Annotated in this window: 15 protein-coding genes; 11 read left to right on the forward strand and 4 right to left on the reverse strand. The window is 52.5% G+C overall.

What is annotated here, in order from left to right; translation table 11 throughout:
• The first annotated feature begins 117 nt into the window (after nt 1–117).
• The 4 genes from H027_RS0107155 (at nt 118) to H027_RS0107170 (ending at nt 4461) form a co-directional block, all read left to right on the forward strand.
• A complete protein-coding gene (locus tag H027_RS0107155) occupies nt 118–918 on the forward strand; it encodes a Cof-type HAD-IIB family hydrolase (RefSeq protein WP_024871798.1) in 801 nt (266 codons plus the stop codon).
• A gap of 78 nt (nt 919–996) precedes the next feature.
• The gene (locus tag H027_RS18915) at nt 997–2766 is read left to right on the forward strand and encodes a hypothetical protein (RefSeq protein WP_024871799.1); all 1770 of its coding nucleotides are present in this window, start codon (nt 997–999) and stop codon (nt 2764–2766) included.
• Between the two features lie 101 nt (nt 2767–2867).
• The gene (ppiC, locus tag H027_RS0107165) at nt 2868–3149 is read left to right on the forward strand and encodes a peptidylprolyl isomerase PpiC (protein ID WP_024871800.1); all 282 of its coding nucleotides are present in this window, start codon (nt 2868–2870) and stop codon (nt 3147–3149) included.
• 94 nt (nt 3150–3243) lie between these two features.
• Nucleotides 3244–4461 carry an MFS transporter gene (locus H027_RS0107170; protein WP_024871801.1) on the forward strand — a complete coding sequence of 406 codons (1218 nt, stop codon included), beginning with the start codon at nt 3244–3246 and terminating at the stop codon, nt 4459–4461.
• A gap of 36 nt (nt 4462–4497) precedes the next feature.
• Here the strand turns inward: H027_RS0107170 and H027_RS0107175 are convergent, their stop codons facing one another.
• Nucleotides 4498–5466, reverse strand: a complete 969-nt coding sequence (locus H027_RS0107175) for an IS30 family transposase (RefSeq protein WP_024870569.1) — start codon at nt 5464–5466, stop codon at nt 4498–4500.
• A 132-nt stretch (nt 5467–5598) separates the two neighbouring features.
• Nucleotides 5599–6501, reverse strand: a complete 903-nt coding sequence (locus tag H027_RS0107180) for a homocysteine S-methyltransferase family protein (RefSeq protein WP_038149209.1) — start codon at nt 6499–6501, stop codon at nt 5599–5601.
• Nucleotides 6502–6897: 396 nt separating this feature from the next.
• Between H027_RS0107180 and H027_RS0107190 the strand changes: the two genes are divergently transcribed.
• The 5 genes from H027_RS0107190 (at nt 6898) to H027_RS0107210 (ending at nt 12541) form a co-directional block, all read left to right on the forward strand.
• A complete protein-coding gene (locus tag H027_RS0107190; RefSeq protein WP_024871803.1) occupies nt 6898–7728 on the forward strand; it encodes a transporter substrate-binding domain-containing protein in 831 nt (276 codons plus the stop codon).
• Between the two features lie 151 nt (nt 7729–7879).
• Nucleotides 7880–8650, forward strand: coding sequence for an amino acid ABC transporter permease (locus H027_RS0107195; RefSeq protein WP_038149566.1), 771 nt, complete (start codon nt 7880–7882; stop codon nt 8648–8650).
• Nucleotides 8651–8680: 30 nt separating this feature from the next.
• Nucleotides 8681–10126, forward strand: a complete 1446-nt coding sequence (gene mdtD / locus H027_RS0107200) for a multidrug transporter subunit MdtD (RefSeq protein WP_024871805.1) — start codon at nt 8681–8683, stop codon at nt 10124–10126.
• 2 nt (nt 10127–10128) lie between these two features.
• On the forward strand, nt 10129–11109 hold the full coding sequence (gene acuI, locus H027_RS0107205; protein ID WP_024871806.1) for an acrylyl-CoA reductase (NADPH): 981 nt from the start codon (nt 10129–10131) through the stop codon (nt 11107–11109).
• Between the two features lie 163 nt (nt 11110–11272).
• On the forward strand, nt 11273–12541 hold the full coding sequence (locus H027_RS0107210; protein WP_024871807.1) for an O-acetylhomoserine aminocarboxypropyltransferase/cysteine synthase family protein: 1269 nt from the start codon (nt 11273–11275) through the stop codon (nt 12539–12541).
• Nucleotides 12542–12603: 62 nt separating this feature from the next.
• On the opposite strand, the gene H027_RS0107215 is transcribed toward H027_RS0107210, so the two are convergent.
• Both H027_RS0107215 and H027_RS0107220 read right to left on the reverse strand, forming a co-directional pair.
• Nucleotides 12604–13272, reverse strand: a complete 669-nt coding sequence (locus H027_RS0107215; RefSeq protein ID WP_024871808.1) for a glutathione S-transferase family protein — start codon at nt 13270–13272, stop codon at nt 12604–12606.
• A 15-nt stretch (nt 13273–13287) separates the two neighbouring features.
• The gene (locus H027_RS0107220) at nt 13288–13794 is read right to left on the reverse strand and encodes a NanQ anomerase/TabA/YiaL family protein (RefSeq protein ID WP_024871809.1); all 507 of its coding nucleotides are present in this window, start codon (nt 13792–13794) and stop codon (nt 13288–13290) included.
• Between the two features lie 209 nt (nt 13795–14003).
• Here H027_RS0107220 and treR point away from each other — a divergent pair, with 209 nt between their 5' ends.
• Both treR and treB read left to right on the forward strand, forming a co-directional pair.
• Nucleotides 14004–14951 (forward strand): trehalose operon repressor TreR, encoded by a 948-nt coding sequence (gene treR / locus H027_RS0107225; protein ID WP_024871810.1) that lies wholly within the window; start codon nt 14004–14006, stop codon nt 14949–14951.
• A gap of 189 nt (nt 14952–15140) precedes the next feature.
• On the forward strand, nt 15141–16577 hold the full coding sequence (treB, locus tag H027_RS0107230; RefSeq protein ID WP_024871811.1) for a PTS trehalose transporter subunit IIBC: 1437 nt from the start codon (nt 15141–15143) through the stop codon (nt 16575–16577).
• Nucleotides 16578–16592 lie beyond the last annotated feature (15 nt).

Below are 16592 nucleotides of genomic sequence, written 5' to 3' on the forward strand. Positions count from 1 at the left end.
GGCTTCACTCGTAATAAAAATCATTTCACTTGAATGTTAATGCGGTGTTATTGATCATTCGGTATACTGACACTGCTCTCATAATCCGCCATGTCGTCGTTATCTTGAGGTTCCCGCATGTATAAAGTCGTTATCTCTGATCTGGATGGAACGCTGCTGAACAATCAGCATCATGTTTCACCGCATACTCGTAAAATACTCAAAAAGCTGGTGGCGGAAGGAACCAAATTTGTGGTGGCAACCGGCCGCCATCATATTGATGTCAAGGCGATCCGGGATGCACTGGGGCTGGATATCTACCTGGTGACCGCCAACGGTGCAGTTGTGACCGATAAACAGGACGCCATCATCTTTAATCGCACCCTCCCCACTGATATTGCGCAGGAACTCTCAGAGTTACCGCTGCCCGATCCGGATATCGCGGTTAATATTTATACGCCAGAAGCCTGGTTTACGAATAAAGATATGCCGGAATATCTGGAATATCATAAAGATACTGGTTTCTGCTATACCAAAACCGATCTGGTGACATTGGATAAAAGCAGTATCAACAAATTCTTTTTCATTGCCGAACATGAACCGTTGCTGGAATTGGAAAATACCCTGCTGGAACGTTATGCCGGCCAGCTCAGCATCGCCTTTTCACAACCCGACTGTCTGGAAGTCATGGCGCTGGGCGTGAATAAAGGGGCCGCCATTGCCTCCATTCTGACCCAGCATGATATCCCGCTCAGTGCCGCGATTGCCTTTGGTGACGGCATGAATGATTACGAAATGTTATCGATGGTGGGGCATGGCGTGGTGATGGGCAATGCGCATGACCGGTTAAAGATGGCCTTGCCAGAACTGCCTCGCGCCGGGATCAACGACGAAGATGGTGTGGCAGAATATCTGCAGCAACTCCTGCTGACCGAATAAGCTTTTTTAACACGTACTGCGGCGAAAACAGGCAAAATCGGATAAACTGGACAGAATATTTTTTGTACGGGGAGCCCTATGCCGTTGTCACGTTTTGTCTTGTCTGGTTTGTTGATGGCGCTGGTCAGTTGCAGCAGCCAGACTGCCGGTACTTCCGGCAGTCACGCTCAGGTCGATATGTCAGCCAAGCTGCAGAAAGAGCTGGCTCCCTTGTTCCGGGGTACCATTCAACGCCAGAACGAACAAGCCACCTTTACGCCCTGCGGCAGCAAGCAGCAATGGCAAGTGGTCATGGATGACAACTTCTGGCAACAGTGGCAACAACTCGGTTCGCCACAAACACTACAAGCCAGTTTAAGTGGCCAACTTTCTGCAGGCGAAGATCGTGGCGCCCCTTTTCGTCTGGAGGCGGAACAGGTTTCCCACATCACGACCGACCAAAGCCTTTGCCAGGATACCGGCAATACGTATCTGTTAAAGGCTGGCAACAACCAACCGTTCTGGTCAATTGTCATCGATGGTCAGCAAGCCTCACTGACCACACCGAATGGGGTGGATAGTTATCAACTGGATACGGTTTCTCGACCAACCGACAAACAGTTACAACTGGCCTTAGTCAATACCAAGGGTAAAAAAGCGACACTGAATCTGCAGTCAGGTTATTGTCAGGATAGCGGTACGCAACAATGGCTCGGTTATACGGTGACACTGCAGTTGGATGATGGTCAGACCCTGTCCGGTTGTGGTGAACAAGGCACCTCACTCATTCAGAAACAGCCAGCTCATGACTGGCAGGGGCATGATGATGCACAGCAAGCGGATGTCAGCCTGATTCTGGATAGTAACTATCAGGCGAAAATGACTTATACCCGGGAAACAGGGCCGACCGTGACCTATGACGGGGTCTGGCAACCCCAGAAAAATCAAACAATCCGCGTCATGTTTAATCAGCGGTTGGGCTTACCGACCCATGAGAATATCCCTTTCCGCTGGCAGAATGACACCTTAACTGCAGATTATCGTGAACTGGAAGCGGGCAAAGCCTATTTTGATAAGCCACTGGTATTAAAAGCCAAAATCGGTGCGGAAAATTCGACGGCCAATACAGCTGCCGAGGCGACACCGGATGCTACCAGCACTGCCGCAGCAGTGGTGACGCCACCAGCACTGACTGAACCACCAGCCGGACAACAGAGTTTTGCGCAGAATGAAACCATACTGAACGGAGCCTCTGCGGCTGCGGCCACAACTACCACTGCAGCCACCGCAGCCACCGCAGCCACCGCAGCCACCGCAGCCACCGCAGCCACCGCAGCCACGATACCTGTAGCAGCAGGGACAGAGCAAACGCAAACGGTCACAGCAATAAAACCACCTGCGACGGCCAGCTTTTCTGCCGGTATGCTGCAAGCCTCAACACAGCCCGATCCGGCCATTGAACAGGCTTTACGCCAGATCCTGCAGAACAATGGCGGACAGGCCAGTGGCACGCAGTATCGCTATGTCAAAACTGACTTGAATGGAGATGGGTCGCTGGATGCACTGGTCGAAATGAACTGGTGCGATAAATCAGGCTGCGTCTGGCTGGTGTTGCAGGGCAACCATGGTCAGTATCAGCAAGTCGGCCGCTTAGAAGGCTTTAGTGGCACGGTTATGGTCTCTCCGGTGATGCATCAGGGTTGGTTTGATCTGCTCACGCCATCGAAAGACCAGGAAAATCACTATCTGGTGCTGGCGCATGATGATCAGGGTTATCCCGCCCGACCGGCAGAGACCAGCGAACAGCCGGATCTGAACACGCTGTTGCAGTTACGCTTTGACGGTGAAAACTGGCTGACGATGCCATAATGCCCAATCCGGGTCGGTACCACTTCTGACCGGCCCGGCTCTGGAAAAGCACATGACGTTCGTTATAATGCCCGCCCTTTTGAATCACAGAGAACTCGCTTATGGCCCGCACCGCATCCGCTTTACACATTCTGGTAAAAACAGAAGCGCAGGCGCTGGATATTATGAAACAACTGGCCGCAGGCGCAGATTTTCAGCAACTGGCCAAGAAATATTCCACCTGCCCGTCGAAAAAACGTGGCGGTGATTTGGGTGAATTTCAAAAAGGGGATATGGTCGCGCCCTTCGACAAAGCCGTCTTTTCCTGCGAACTGCTGCAACCAGTCGGACCGGTGAGAACCCGCTTTGGTTACCACATCATCAAGGTGTTATATCGCTCCTGAGCCTAAGCTCGGGTCGTTACGCGTAACAAAATTCTTTTCCTTATGACATGAGTAAGTAAGATAGGCTTCTTCTTTCCTTTTTCCGAGCCCGCTTATGTCATCTTCCGGGACACTGAAACACCCTGTTTTTGTACGTTTTTTAAGTAGCATGGCCCTCTCTTCGCTGGCCTATCAGATGCTGGTCGTTGCGGTAGGCTGGCAGGTTTATGATTTAACGCACAGCGCGTTGAATCTGGGCCTGATCGGACTCATGCAATTTACGCCACAACTGCTGCTGACCTTAGTCGTGGGCCATGTTGCCGATCGCTATGACCGTCGCTTGATCGTGGTCACCACCCGCTCGGTACAAGCCATTCTGGTGGCGGTGCTAGCGATTGGCAGTTGGCAGGCATGGATCAATATTCACGGCATCTTTGCCTGTGCGTTCTTGTTGGGGGCGACCAGAGCATTTGAATCGCCAGCCCAGCAAGCCTTGTTACCCAGCCTCATCGACAGCTCACATCTGCCTCGGGCACTGGCACTCAACAGCTCGTTGCGGGAGGCCTCGGTGATCATCGGTCCGGCCATGGGCGGTTTTCTGTATGCACTGCATCCGGAAATGGTTTATTGGTGCAGCTCGGTCAGCTTCCTGCTGGCGTCTGTGGCGATGTCGTTGATCCCCAAACCGGAACGGATCATCCACCGGGAACCGCCGACACTGCGTTCGGTCTTTGCCGGATTCAGCTACATCCGGCATAACCCGGTCGTACTCGGTGCCATGTCGCTCGATTTGTTCTCGGTGTTATTGGGTGGCGCCACCGCACTGTTACCCATCTTTGCCCGAGATATTCTGCATACCGGCCCCTGGGGACTTGGCCTGCTGCGTGCCGCCCCGTCAGTCGGTGCGGTGTTAATGTCGTTGGTATTGGCACGACACACCATTAAACGGCATGCCGGCATGCTGATGTTTGCCGCCGTCGCGACCTTTGGTGTCGCCACCATTATCTTTGGCTTATCCCAGTCCTTTCTGGTCTCGTTCAGTGCGCTGTTAATCTTAGGCGCCTCCGACATGATCAGTGTGGTGATCCGTTCTTCGCTGATCCAGCTGGAGACCCCGGATGCCATGCGCGGTCGGGTCAGCGCCGTGAATTTCATTTTTATCGGCGCATCCAATCAACTGGGCGAATTTGAGTCTGGTGTGACGGCGGCCTGGTGGGGTGTGGTGCCCGCCGTGATTGTGGGCGGTTTAGGAACGCTGATGATCGTCGGGTTATGGATGAAATTTTTCCCCGAATTAACCCGTCGTCAGGAACTGACCAAAGCCATCCGCTAATGAGAACGTAGCTTCAAGTTTGAAGTGCGACATAGCTTAACGATACTCACGGATAAATTCCTCCGGGGTTTTAAATCCAAGCACTTTCCTTGGTCTCGTGTTTAATCTTCTGGCTATGTCGCTGCAATGCCGTTGACCTAACAACGCCATGCTTTGCTTTTTGGGGATGTATTGTCTGATCAGACCATTGGTGTTTTCGTTGGTTCCTCGCTCCCACGAATGATACGGCGTCGCAAAGTAAAAGTCACAACCGTGGCTACGTTCTAACTGCTGATATTGGTTAAATTCAGTGCCGTTGTCGGCTGTGATGGTTTTAAATGGTAGGCCCGTTTCTTTGATCAGCCAACCGACTCGTCTGTTCAGGCTTTCTGTTGTCCGATCATCCAGTTGGCCTATGAGGGTATAGCGGCTTTGTCTTTCTACCATCGTGACTAGGCAATGTTTACTGCCGTGTCCAATGACTGTATCGATTTCCCAGTGTCCGAACTCTTCTCGTTCGTTCACTAGTGTAGGGCGTTCGCTGATATGCCGTTTGGCTGCTACTCGCCCTCGGCTGTCTTTGCTTCGATAGCGTTTACGTCTAATTTTCGGCGACTGTCTCAGGTATTGCCAAAGATTGCCGCCTTCATTTTTATCAGCCCAGACATGCTGGTAAATCGTTTCATGGCTCATCACCGGATAGCCTTTGTAACGAAAATAGCCAACGATCTGTTCTGGACTCCAATGCAATTTCAGTAAGGCATCAACCAGCAGAAAGTCCATGTGATCATACCGTTTGTTCCTTCGGGCTTTCTTTGTTCTTACCCTGACTTTTTGCTGGGCTCGCGCTGGTTGGTAACTATAAAGCTGGTCATAATTGCACCATCGGGAGTTTCGTTCCACTTCCCGGTAGACCGTACTTCGGTGACGACCTAAGGCTTTGGCGATGGATGCGACAGTCAGTCCTTGCTTTCTCAAGGCTGACAACATATATCTTTCATTCTCAGTGAGATGTGTGTATTTCATTGGCTTTTCACTTCTTGGCGGGAGTAAAAATCCTGAGTATCACATCTCGCTGTTTTTATGTTTAAAGTTGTCGCACTTCGTAATTGAATCCGCCGAATGAAAGAGCGGCCCGTCAGTGACGGGCCGTGATGCCTATGAATTGAGTGCGTTGGCCAATTCGGCAATGTGATCCGGCGTAATGCCACAGCAACCACCAATCACCGTAGCCCCCAGCGATACCCATTCCTTAGCCCAGTTCAGATATGCAGCCGGATTCAAATCAACGCGGATCTCATCCAGTTCGGCATTGGCTTCCGCCTCTTTCGATTGTGCCGGAAAGGCATTGGCATAAACCCCTACCGGGATCGCTTTTCCCTGCCGTTTGATTTCCGCCACCGCATCACGGACAGCCTGACTCATCACTTCCGGCTGACTGCAGTTGAACAGAATGGCTGAAACATTCAGTGCGATCGCTGCCGACACGGCTGCCGTGACAGTTTCACCAGAACGCAGCAAGGCTTGTCCTGCTGTCGGTTCATCATCCAGCGTAAAGGAAACCCAGAGCGGTTTGCTCTGCTCACCCAGCGCCTGACGTACCGCCTGAATCTCCGCAATCGAGCTTTGCGTTTCCGCCAGCCAGTGATCCACAAAAGGTTCCTGAGCTGCGATTAATACCCGGTAAATCCGCAAGGCGGCTTCCAATTGAAACAGATCCGGGCGGTAAGAACCCAACACCGGTGACAGCGACCCTGCCACTTTTACCGGATGGGCAGCCTTATCGGCGCAGGCGCGCGCAATCTCGGCAGCTAACTGAGCCAGTTCATGACCCCGCTCCGTGAACCGCAATTCACCAATATGAAATGGCACCACCGCATAGCTGTTGGTCGTAATGATATCGGCACCGCTGCTGATAAAAGCATTATGCGCCATCGTGACATATTCCGGCGCTTCCAACAGCGCCAGCGCAGACCATTCCGGTTGCTGAAACGGAGCACCAATACGCTTGAGTTCCCGCCCCATGCCACCATCAAGAATTTGTATCTTATTCACATTCATCTCCTTTGAGGCATCTCACTTCCAGTGTGCCTTAATGTACTGCTGACGCCACCGGTACGATTTCTTCCGCAAAAAATGCCGCCATCAGCAGCGGGTTATTCAACAAAAAAAGACGATGGTAATTTTGTACCACCGGGGAGCACCGCCTAAAAAATTATGGGCAAAAGCCCGACTTAAACTCGCTAACAGAACAGTCTCCTTGAATGAAGGAGCGGTACAACAGACAGCCAAGATCGGAAACAATGACTGACATTTTCTGAATTGAATCACCCGAAGTGTCTAGAAAGGCAATTTCATACCTGATGAATAAACCAACTTCGTTATAATCTTTGCTATTATTGTTTTCTGTAAATTCATCGCCGATTATGTATGTTTATCTACTTTGAGGGAACAATTATGCAAAACAAAACGCTGTTAAGCTTGGCATTACTGGCAGGTGTTGCTGCAGTCACTCACTCCGCAGTAGCTGGCGAAACGATGGACCGAATAAAACAACGTGGTGCACTGATCGGTGTGATGGATCAAGCTTATCCACCTTACTCTTTTCTGAACGACAAGAATGAAATGGATGGCATGGACGTCGATCTGACCAAAGAGTTTGCTCGTCGTTTAGGTGTGCAAGCCAAAATCGAAACACCGGCATGGGAAGTGACCACCGCCGGGAACTGGCGCGGCCGTTGGGACATCTGCATCTGCTCGATGACCCCGGATGCACAGCGTGCCCGTTCACTGGATTTCGTCACTCATTATTACAGCTCACCGGCGGTGCTGGTGACCTCGACCAATGGCACACCGCTGACCAAAGTTTCCGACATGGAAGGTAAGAAAATTGCGGCTCAACAAGGTGGTTCTTACGAGCAATATCTGAACCATACCCTGAAAATGGAAGGTTTCGGTGCTAAACCGCTGGTTTACCCATTCAAGAATGTTCAGGTCATGCCTTACAGCAGCGAAGATCTGGAATATCAGGATCTGGCACTGGGCGCCGGTAAACGTATTGACGGTCTGGTCTCTAATCTGGTCACCGCCAACGAACGCATCAAGAAAACACCAGGTAAATTCAAGATTGTCGGTGAACCTTTATACGAAGATCCGAACTGGGTTGCCACCGATAAAGGTGATAAAGAATGGCATGACACCGTCGTGAAAATCTTTGATGACATGCGTAAAGACGGCACCCTGAAGAAGATCAGCGTGAAATGGGTGGGTAGCGACATCTCCCGCTAATTGGCATGACCAGTGAATCAACAAAACAAGGGCGAGATTTCGCCCTTGTTTATGCTTTGTTAACTGCATTTTGTGATGTATTCCGCTAAACTAGCGCCTCTCTTGTCTTGACTCCACCTGAAAGGATTTCTCATTGAACCGCAACACCATCATGACCAGAAAGTTTAAGTGGCAGGTTTCCTTGGTCTGGCTGGCGCTGATGATCGGCTTTGTCTGGTTTATTGCCAAATTCAATCTTGATATGAGTTACGTATGGGCAAAACTGCCGTTCCTGGCAGGATTGCACCTTGCACCGGATGGATTTATTCAAGGGGTACCGCTCACGATTTATGTCTGTGTGCTGGCCATGCTGGCCTCGGTCGTACTCGGCCTGTTGGCGGCGCTGGGGCGTCTCAGCCTGAATCCGCTGGCGTATGGTATCTCCACGTTTTATACCTCTTTTTTCCGTGGTACACCGCTGCTGCTGCAAGTATTGCTGATCTATCAGGGATTGCCGCAACTCGGTCCGATCCCTACCGCCATTCCTTCCGGGATCATTGCCCTAGCGCTCTGCTACGGGGCTTACCTGAGTGAGATATTCCGCTCGGCCATTATTGCCATTCCGCGCGGACAGTGGGAAGCTGCGATGGCGCTGGGGCTGAAGAAGCCACAGATCTTTCTGAAAGTGATCCTGCCACAATCGATGAAGGTGGCGATCCCGCCCAGCATGGCCATGTTCATCGCCATGTTGAAAGATTCATCACTGGTGTCAGTGATGGGGTTATGGGAAATCATGTTCCTGGCCCAAAGCTACGGTCGTTCCGCCTACCGTTACATGGAGATGTTGATTACTGCGGCGGTTATCTATTGGATTTTGTCTTTCCTGCTGGAGCTGATTCAGGTGCGGTTGGAAAAAATCTTCCATGGTGGCAAAACACGTTAATCAAGTTCCGTACAGCGAGGTGCGTTTTTGATGTCCTACCCCATATCAGCCCGCGAAAAACGCATCCTCCCCTGGCTGGCCGCCGTTGGCTTCTTCATGCAGGCGCTCGACGCCACCATTCTGAATACCGCACTACCGACCATCGCCGCTGATTTCCACGAAAGCCCCTTACAGATGCAGGCCGCCATCATCAGCTACATGCTGACCGTGGCCATGCTGATCCCGGCGTCGGGCTGGCTCGCCGATCGCTTCGGCACACGCAACGTCTTCGTGTTCTCTATCGTGTTATTCTCCCTAGGTTCTTTCTTTTGCGCCGAATCCACCTCGCTCTCTCAGATGGTGCTGGCCCGCATCCTCCAAGGCGTGGGCGGCGCATTGCTGGTTCCGGTCGGGCGGCTGACGATCTTGCGGGTCTTTCCAAAGGCAGAATTTCTGCGCGCCATGTCGCTGGTGGTGATCCCCGGTTTAATTGGCCCCTTGCTCGGCCCGCTGTTAGGTGGGTTATTGGTGGAACACGCTTCGTGGCCATGGATTTTTTTGATCAACCTGCCGATTGGCGGGATCGGCTGTCTCCTGGCTTTTTTCTTTATGCCCAATATCCGTGAACAAACCGGCGCATTCGACTGGAAAGGCTATCTGTTCTTCAGCAGCGGTATTGTGTTGTTATCCATCGCCATCCAGCATCTCAGTGAACCCGACTCACCATGGCTGAAATTCCTGCTCTTCGGCATTCCAGGATGCATCGGGCTCTATGCCTACTTCTGGCACAGTCAGCGTAAACCACATGCGTTGTTTAGTCGTAAGCTGTTCCGGATCACCAGTTTTCGCATCGGTATTCTGGGAAATCTGATTGCCCGGTTAGGCAGTGGCGCCATGCCATTTCTGACCCCGCTGTTTTTGCAGGTCGCTCTGGGTTTTAATCCCACCCATGCTGGCCTGACCATGATCCCGATTGCACTCGGCGCCATGAGCACAAAATTACTGGCGAACCGGGTGGTGCTGCGGTTTGGTTATCGCGCGATACTGATGGTGAACACCCTGTTGCTGGGTGCACTGATTGCCGGTTTCAGTTCGGTCAGCAATAGTACACCCTACCCGTTATTGCTGCTCTATCTTGCCTTGATGGGCGTCTTCAATTCGCTGCAATTCACGGCCATGAACACCCTCACGTTAAGTGAGCTGGAACGCGAAGAAGCCAGTAGCGGCAACAGCCTGTTGTCGGTAGTTATGCAATTATCGATGAGTCTCGGCGTTGCGGTTTCGGCGACCTTATTCTCTTGGTTCTATGGCAGTCATGCCTCACTGCGCGGCTTACAGGCCACCAGCCTGCAACATGCCGAGATCCTGTCGGCGTTTCACGACACCTATATCACGGTCGGATGCCTCAGCATGCTGGCAACCCTCATTTTCCGCCAATTACCGCAAAAAACACCTTCGCTTGCTTCAGCCGAAGCAACCCCTGTACTCAGGAGATAACCATGTTTAAAGCGTTACTGTTACAGCAACACGATAAGCAAACACACGCAGCCATCACCGAACTGGATGAGCATCAACTGCCGGAAGGCGACGTTACCGTTGCCGTGCAATACTCCTCTTTGAATTACAAAGATGGTCTCGCAATCACCGGAAAGGGCAAGATTGTGCGGCAATGGCCGATGGTACCCGGCATCGATTTGGTCGGTACCGTGCTGGATTCTGCCGATGCCCGTTATCAGGCGGGTGAGCAGGTTGTCCTGACCGGCTGGGGCGTGGGTGAAGGCCACTGGGGCGGCATGGCAGAAAAGGCCCGGCTCAAGGCCGACTGGCTGGTTCCGTTGGCAGCGGGTCTGACACCGCTGCAGAGTATGCAAATCGGTACGGCCGGACTGACCGCCATGCTGTGTGTCATGGCCCTGGAAGAGGCCGGATTAACCCCGGACCAAGGCGACATTCTGGTGACGGGAGCCAGTGGTGGTGTGGGCAGCGTCGCGGTGGCACTGCTTGCAGCACTGGGTTTCAGTGTCGTGGCTGCCACTGGCCGCAGTGCCAATCATGAATTGCTGTTGAAGCTGGGTGCCAGCCGGGTTATTTCCCGTGATGAATTGTTGACGCCGATCCGCCCGCTGGACAAACAGCTCTGGGCCGGTGCAGTCGATACCGTGGGCAGTTCCGTGCTGGCCAAGATCCTGTCACAGGTCAATTACAACGGAGCCGTCGCCGCCTGTGGTCTGGCGGGTGGTTTTGAACTCCCTGCGACGGTCATGCCTTTTATTCTGCGCAATGTGCGCCTGCAGGGTGTCGATTCGGTCATGTGCCCGTTTGCACGTCGTCAGCAGGCCTGGCAGCGTCTGGCCACGCTGTTACCCGCACATTTCTATCAAACCGCCTGCAAAGAGATCCTGCTGGAAGAGGCACCGGAAGCGGCCGCCAAGATGATGGATGGTCAAATCACCGGACGCGTCGTCATCAAGATCGCCTAAGCGATGGTTTTCCCGCGTGTCGCCAGACGACGGCACGCGGCCTGCTCAATCGGTTATCTGCAAACCGGATAACATATCCTGTATTGATACCTTTACAGCGCGAAATGACCGCGGTTAGATTGAACCTCTTTTTTCCATTTCATTGTGACAAGGACGATTGCTCATGAAAGACGCAACCCTGGCGCTGCATCATGGTTTCCAGAATGACCCGACGACCAAGGCGGTCGCGGTACCGGTTTACCAAACCGTCGCTTATGAATTCGACAATGCCCAGCATGGGGCGGATCTGTTCAATCTGGCAGTACCGGGCAATATCTATACCCGCATCATGAATCCGACCAATGATGTGCTGGAACAGCGTCTGGCTGCACTGGAAGGCGGCATCGCGGCACTGGTGGTCTCTGCTGGCAGCGCCGCCATCAACTATGCCATCCAGACACTGACCCGCGTCGGTGACAACATCGTTTCCACCCCTCAGTTATATGGCGGCACTTATACCCTGTTTGCCCATATGTTGCCGAGTTTTGGTGTCGAAGTGCGGTTTGCCCGTGACGATTCACCGGAAGCTATTGCTGAGCTGATCGACGACAAAACCAAGGCAGTCTATTGCGAGAGTATCGGTAATCCGGCCGGTAATATTGTCGATCTGGAAGGGCTGGCCAATGTCGCGCACGCCAAAGGCGTACCGCTGGTGGTGGACAACACGGTCGCTTCGCCGGTGCTGTGCAAGCCGATTCAGTTTGGTGCCGACATTGTCGTGCATTCAATCACCAAATACGTGGGCGGTCATGGTAACTCACTGGGTGGTGTGATTGTTGATTCCGGTAAATTCCCGTGGGCAGAACACAAAGAACGTTTCCCACAGTTCAGCCAGCCAGAAGCCTCTTACCACGGCGTCATCTACAACGACACCTTTGGCCCCGCCGCTTTCATTGCCCGCGCCCGTACCGTGCCGCTGCGCAATACCGGTTCCGCCCTGTCACCGATGAATGCCTTCCTGTTGCTGCAAGGTTTGGAAACCCTGTCGCTGCGTATGGAACGCCATGTTGAAAACGCGCAGAAGGTCGCGGAATTCCTGCAACAGCATGACAAAGTGGCTTGGGTCAGCTATGCCGGTCTGCCGGAACATCCACATCATGCCCTGGCACAGAAATACATGAACGGCACGCCTTCCGCCATTCTCTCGTTTGGTCTGAAAGAGGGTTATGACGCCGGCGTCCGCTTCTACGATGCCCTGAAAATCTTCAAGCGTCTGGTGAATATCGGCGATGCCAAATCACTGGCTTGTCACCCGGCTTCCACCACACATCGTCAGATGACCGAGGAAGAACAGGCGAAAGCTGGCGTGAAACCAGAAATGATCCGCTTGTCTGTCGGCATTGAAGCGATTGAAGACATTCTTGACGATCTGGATCAGGCACTGAAAGCCTGAACACGTGAGCCATAGACAAAGAGCGCCTGAAGGCGCTCTTTTTATAGGAAAAACAGCGCAGATTACTGCGCGGTTAAACCGACTTCGGAACTCATGATCACCGCAGTTTCTTGCTGTGCCGCATGCAACCACGTTTGAATGTCGGCATCATGCAATACCGTCTGCAGATACTCCCCGGCCAGCCCCTGACAGTTCACACCATAGGTGTTAAATCGAAACACCACCGGCGCAAACATCGCATCGGCAATGCTGAACTCGCCAAATAACCACGGACCGGACTGACCATAACGCAGGCGGCATTCACTCCAGATGGCCTGAATACGTTCAATGTCCTTCTGCAACGCCGCATCCCCTTGCCCTTGTACTTCGCGTCCTGTTGCACGGCAATTCATCGGCATCTGGCTGCGTAACGCCATAAACCCGGAATGCATTTCGGCACAGACAGAACGTGCCAGTGCCCGGGCGGCCGGGTCTCTTGGCCAGGCTTGCGGAAATTGCTCTGCCAGATATTCGGCAATGGCCAGCGAATCCCAAATAACCAACTCGTCGGCCAGTAATACCGGCACTTTCGCCACTGGCGCATATTGCATCACCTGTTTTTGAAAATCCTCGGTTTGCAATAAGACCTGTGTTTCCTCAAAGCTAACGCCTAATTTTCGCAACAACAACCAAGGCCGTAACGACCAGGATGAATAATTTTTATTGCCAATAATCAATTGAAACACAGGCATAGTGCCTCCTTGAGATCATGCCTCGGGTGCTAACAGCTCTTTATGTACTTTAAACACGATTTTACGCAACTGACCCGGTTCGGTCAGTGTGCACAGTGGGGTATGCAGCTCTCCCGGCGCAATCACCACAAAATCGCCCGGTTGCAGACCGACATAGCTGGTCGGGGTCTCATCCATGAAATAGAGATCAGGATGCGGATTATCCGAACGATCCAATTCCGTTGTATGCGGGCCAATACCAATCCACTCCTCCCCCGAGAGCAGTAACTGAATATCCAGATAGGTATCATGGAATTCGGCACGACGTTCCGTCACCAGTTGTGAGGTATCCAGCGAGTTAATCATAAACAGCGGATTGTCAGGCAATACCGCAGGTGCAAACTTCGCCGGCACAGCCAGATCGGTTTTGCCCTTAGGCAACTCCAGAACGTCCACATTCGTGGCCACAAAATCACGCAACACCGCCGCAATCAGCGGATGCAACAGAACATCATTCAGTTCCTGTAAATTACCAATAAACATAATAAGCCTTTCCTCAAAAACCGGGCGCGTAACGCCGGGGGGTGAGCCATCAACTGCTCCCAGCATAAATAACTGCTCCGCGGATCACAAACCGGATTGATAATTCTGCTGGGAAATAACGGCCTGAATAGCGCAGTTCTGTACTTTCAGGCTTGCCTCAAACGGGAAAAATCCCAACAATACTGGAAAGTGAGTTTTTCCGGTAAACCATGACTAAACGCTTAACCATTCTTGATATCGCCAGACTGAGTGGTGTGGGTAAATCGACGGTATCACGGGTACTGAATCAAGACCCTAACGTGAACCCGCAAACCCGTGATCGCGTAGAAACCATCATTCGTGAACATGGATTCGAACCCAGCAAATCGGCGCGTGCGATGCGCACCAACAGCGCCCGTCTGGTCGGCATTATTGTCTCCCGTCTCGATTCCGCCTCGGAAAACCGGGCCGTGCGCGGCATGCTCGAAGTGCTGTATGCCCGTGGTTACGATGCCATGCTGATGGAAAGCGAGTTTGATCCGGCTAAAGTCGATGAACATCTGGCCCTGCTCGCCCGCCGTGGTGTCGATGGCGTGATCCTGTTTGCGTTCAGTGCGTTGCAACTGGAGCACCTGCGCAACTGGCAAGATAAACTGGTGCTGATGGCCCGTGACTGGCCACAAATGGCCTCCGTTTGTTACGACGATCAGGGAGCCATCCGGCAAATCCTGGAAAAACTCTATGCCGCCGGCCGTCGTCAGATTGATTTTATCGGTGTCGACCCGAGTGATGCGACCACCGGTGCATTGCGCCTACGGGCCTATCAGCAATTTTGCAATCATCATGAGCTGCCCTGTCGCTATCTGACCGGTTCATTGGATGTGCAAAGCGGCTATGATCTGGCCGCCAAGTTGTTAACCCCAGCGACAGAAGCGGTGGTCTGTGCCACCGACACGCTGGCAATGGGTGCGGCAAAATATCTGCAGGAACAGCAACGCCATGATGTGCAACTGACCGGGGTTGGCAACAATCCCTTGCTGCATTTCCTCTTTCCACAGGTTTTATCAGTTGATCCCGGTTATAAACAAGCCGGCCGACTGGCTGCAGAGCAATTGCTGCTGCAATTAGAACAACAAGCGGAACCCTGTGCTCAGATCGCTCCCTCGCATCATCTCTAACACTCAAACGAAAACCTGATCCTGCGCTAAAGATCCACCGGATCGCAGGATCTGTGAACAATCACGCAAATTGGGAACGTTCCCTTTTGTGTTTTATATAATCAGTTCCATACTAATTGGGAACGTTACCAACTATACTTAAATCGTCTTCCATCCCGGAACGATGATTTTGTTCACCAGGGGACACACATGAGCAAATCATTCTCTCAAGACGTCACACGTCTGATCAGTCTGGTCGGCGGCAAAGACAACATTGCCACCGTCAGTCATTGCCTGACCCGGCTGCGGTTTGTGCTGAAAAATACAGCGCAAGCGGATATTAAAGCGATTGAATCACTGGCATCCGTTAAAGGATGCTTCACCAATGCCGGTCAATTCCAGGTGGTGATAGGTACCGAAGTGGATCAATTTTATAAACTCCTGATTGCCGAAACCGGCGTCGATGGGGCCAGCAAAGAAGCCGCGAAAGTGGCTGCACGCCAGAACATGAATTTACTGGAACGGGCGATTTCACATCTGGCTGAAATTTTTGTGCCCTTACTGCCAGCCATCATCACCGGGGGTTTGATCCTCGGGTTCCGTAATGTCATCGGTGACATCAAGATGTTCGATGGCAAGAGTCTCACCGAAATCAGCCAGTTTTGGACAACGGTGCATTCGTTCCTGTGGCTGATTGGCGAAGCCATTTTCCATTTCCTGCCAGTGGGTGTCTGCTGGGCGACCGTCCGTAAAATGGGGGGCAGCGAGATCCTGGGGATTGTACTCGGTATCACCCTGGTCAGCCCGCAATTGATGAACGCCTATTTGATCGGCCAACAAGCACCCGACGTCTGGAATTTTGGGCTGTTTGCGATTCAAAAAGTTGGTTATCAGGCTCAGGTCATTCCTGCCATTCTGGCCGGTGCACTGCTCGCCCTGATTGAAACCCGACTGAAACAGATTGTCCCGGCCTACCTCTATCTGGTCATCGTACCGTTCGTCTCCCTGATCCTCGCCGTGATCCTGGCACACAGCCTGATTGGTCCATTCGGCCGCTGGATTGGTGACGGTGTGGCCTTTGCAGCGAAATCGGTCATGACCGGCAGCTTTGCTCCTATCGGTGCTGCACTGTTTGGCTTCCTTTACGCCCCGCTGGTCATTACCGGTGTGCATCACACCACCAATGCCGTGGATTTACAGCTCGTACAAAGCATGGGCGGCACCCCAATATGGCCACTGATTGCGCTGTCTAACATTGCTCAGGCATCTGCCGTCATGGGTATCATCTTCGTCAGCCGTAAAGCCAACGAACGTGAAATTTCCGTGCCTGCCGCTATCTCTGCCTATCTGGGCGTCACCGAACCTGCCATGTACGGTATCAACCTGCGCTACAAATTCCCAATGCTCTGCGCCATGGTCGGCTCGTCACTGGCCGCGCTGGTCTGTGGTTTCAGTGGTGTACTGGCCAATGGGATTGGTGTCGGCGGGTTACCGGGCATTCTTTCCATCCAGCCACGCTACTGGGGCATCTACTCAGTCGCCATGCTGATCGCGATCGCCGTACCGATGGTACTGACCATGGCGGTGTACAAGCATAAATTCCGCAATCAGTCACAAGCAGAAATCTCTGCCACAGAAGCCGCTTAACACTAATAACGATAA

The organism is Tolumonas lignilytica (assembly GCF_000527035.1).
In the GTDB taxonomy this organism is placed as follows: Bacteria; Pseudomonadota; Gammaproteobacteria; order Enterobacterales; family Aeromonadaceae; genus Tolumonas; species Tolumonas lignilytica.

What these genes read in the sequence shown, in the direction of transcription:
- H027_RS0107155 (WP_024871798.1), top strand. Translation starts at nt 118, where the DNA reads ATGTATAAAGTCGTTATCTCTGATCTGGATGGAACGCTGCTGAACAAT.
- H027_RS18915 (WP_024871799.1), top strand. Translation starts at nt 997, where the DNA reads ATGCCGTTGTCACGTTTTGTCTTGTCTGGTTTGTTGATGGCGCTGGTC.
- ppiC (WP_024871800.1), top strand. Translation starts at nt 2,868, where the DNA reads ATGGCCCGCACCGCATCCGCTTTACACATTCTGGTAAAAACAGAAGCG.
- H027_RS0107170 (WP_024871801.1), top strand. Translation starts at nt 3,244, where the DNA reads ATGTCATCTTCCGGGACACTGAAACACCCTGTTTTTGTACGTTTTTTA.
- H027_RS0107175 (WP_024870569.1), bottom strand. Translation starts at nt 5,466, where the DNA reads ATGAAATACACACATCTCACTGAGAATGAAAGATATATGTTGTCAGCC.
- H027_RS0107180 (WP_038149209.1), bottom strand. Translation starts at nt 6,501, where the DNA reads ATGAATGTGAATAAGATACAAATTCTTGATGGTGGCATGGGGCGGGAA.
- H027_RS0107190 (WP_024871803.1), top strand. Translation starts at nt 6,898, where the DNA reads ATGCAAAACAAAACGCTGTTAAGCTTGGCATTACTGGCAGGTGTTGCT.
- H027_RS0107195 (WP_038149566.1), top strand. Translation starts at nt 7,880, where the DNA reads ATGACCAGAAAGTTTAAGTGGCAGGTTTCCTTGGTCTGGCTGGCGCTG.
- mdtD (WP_024871805.1), top strand. Translation starts at nt 8,681, where the DNA reads ATGTCCTACCCCATATCAGCCCGCGAAAAACGCATCCTCCCCTGGCTG.
- acuI (WP_024871806.1), top strand. Translation starts at nt 10,129, where the DNA reads ATGTTTAAAGCGTTACTGTTACAGCAACACGATAAGCAAACACACGCA.
- H027_RS0107210 (WP_024871807.1), top strand. Translation starts at nt 11,273, where the DNA reads ATGAAAGACGCAACCCTGGCGCTGCATCATGGTTTCCAGAATGACCCG.
- H027_RS0107215 (WP_024871808.1), bottom strand. Translation starts at nt 13,272, where the DNA reads ATGCCTGTGTTTCAATTGATTATTGGCAATAAAAATTATTCATCCTGG.
- H027_RS0107220 (WP_024871809.1), bottom strand. Translation starts at nt 13,794, where the DNA reads ATGTTTATTGGTAATTTACAGGAACTGAATGATGTTCTGTTGCATCCG.
- treR (WP_024871810.1), top strand. Translation starts at nt 14,004, where the DNA reads ATGACTAAACGCTTAACCATTCTTGATATCGCCAGACTGAGTGGTGTG.
- treB (WP_024871811.1), top strand. Translation starts at nt 15,141, where the DNA reads ATGAGCAAATCATTCTCTCAAGACGTCACACGTCTGATCAGTCTGGTC.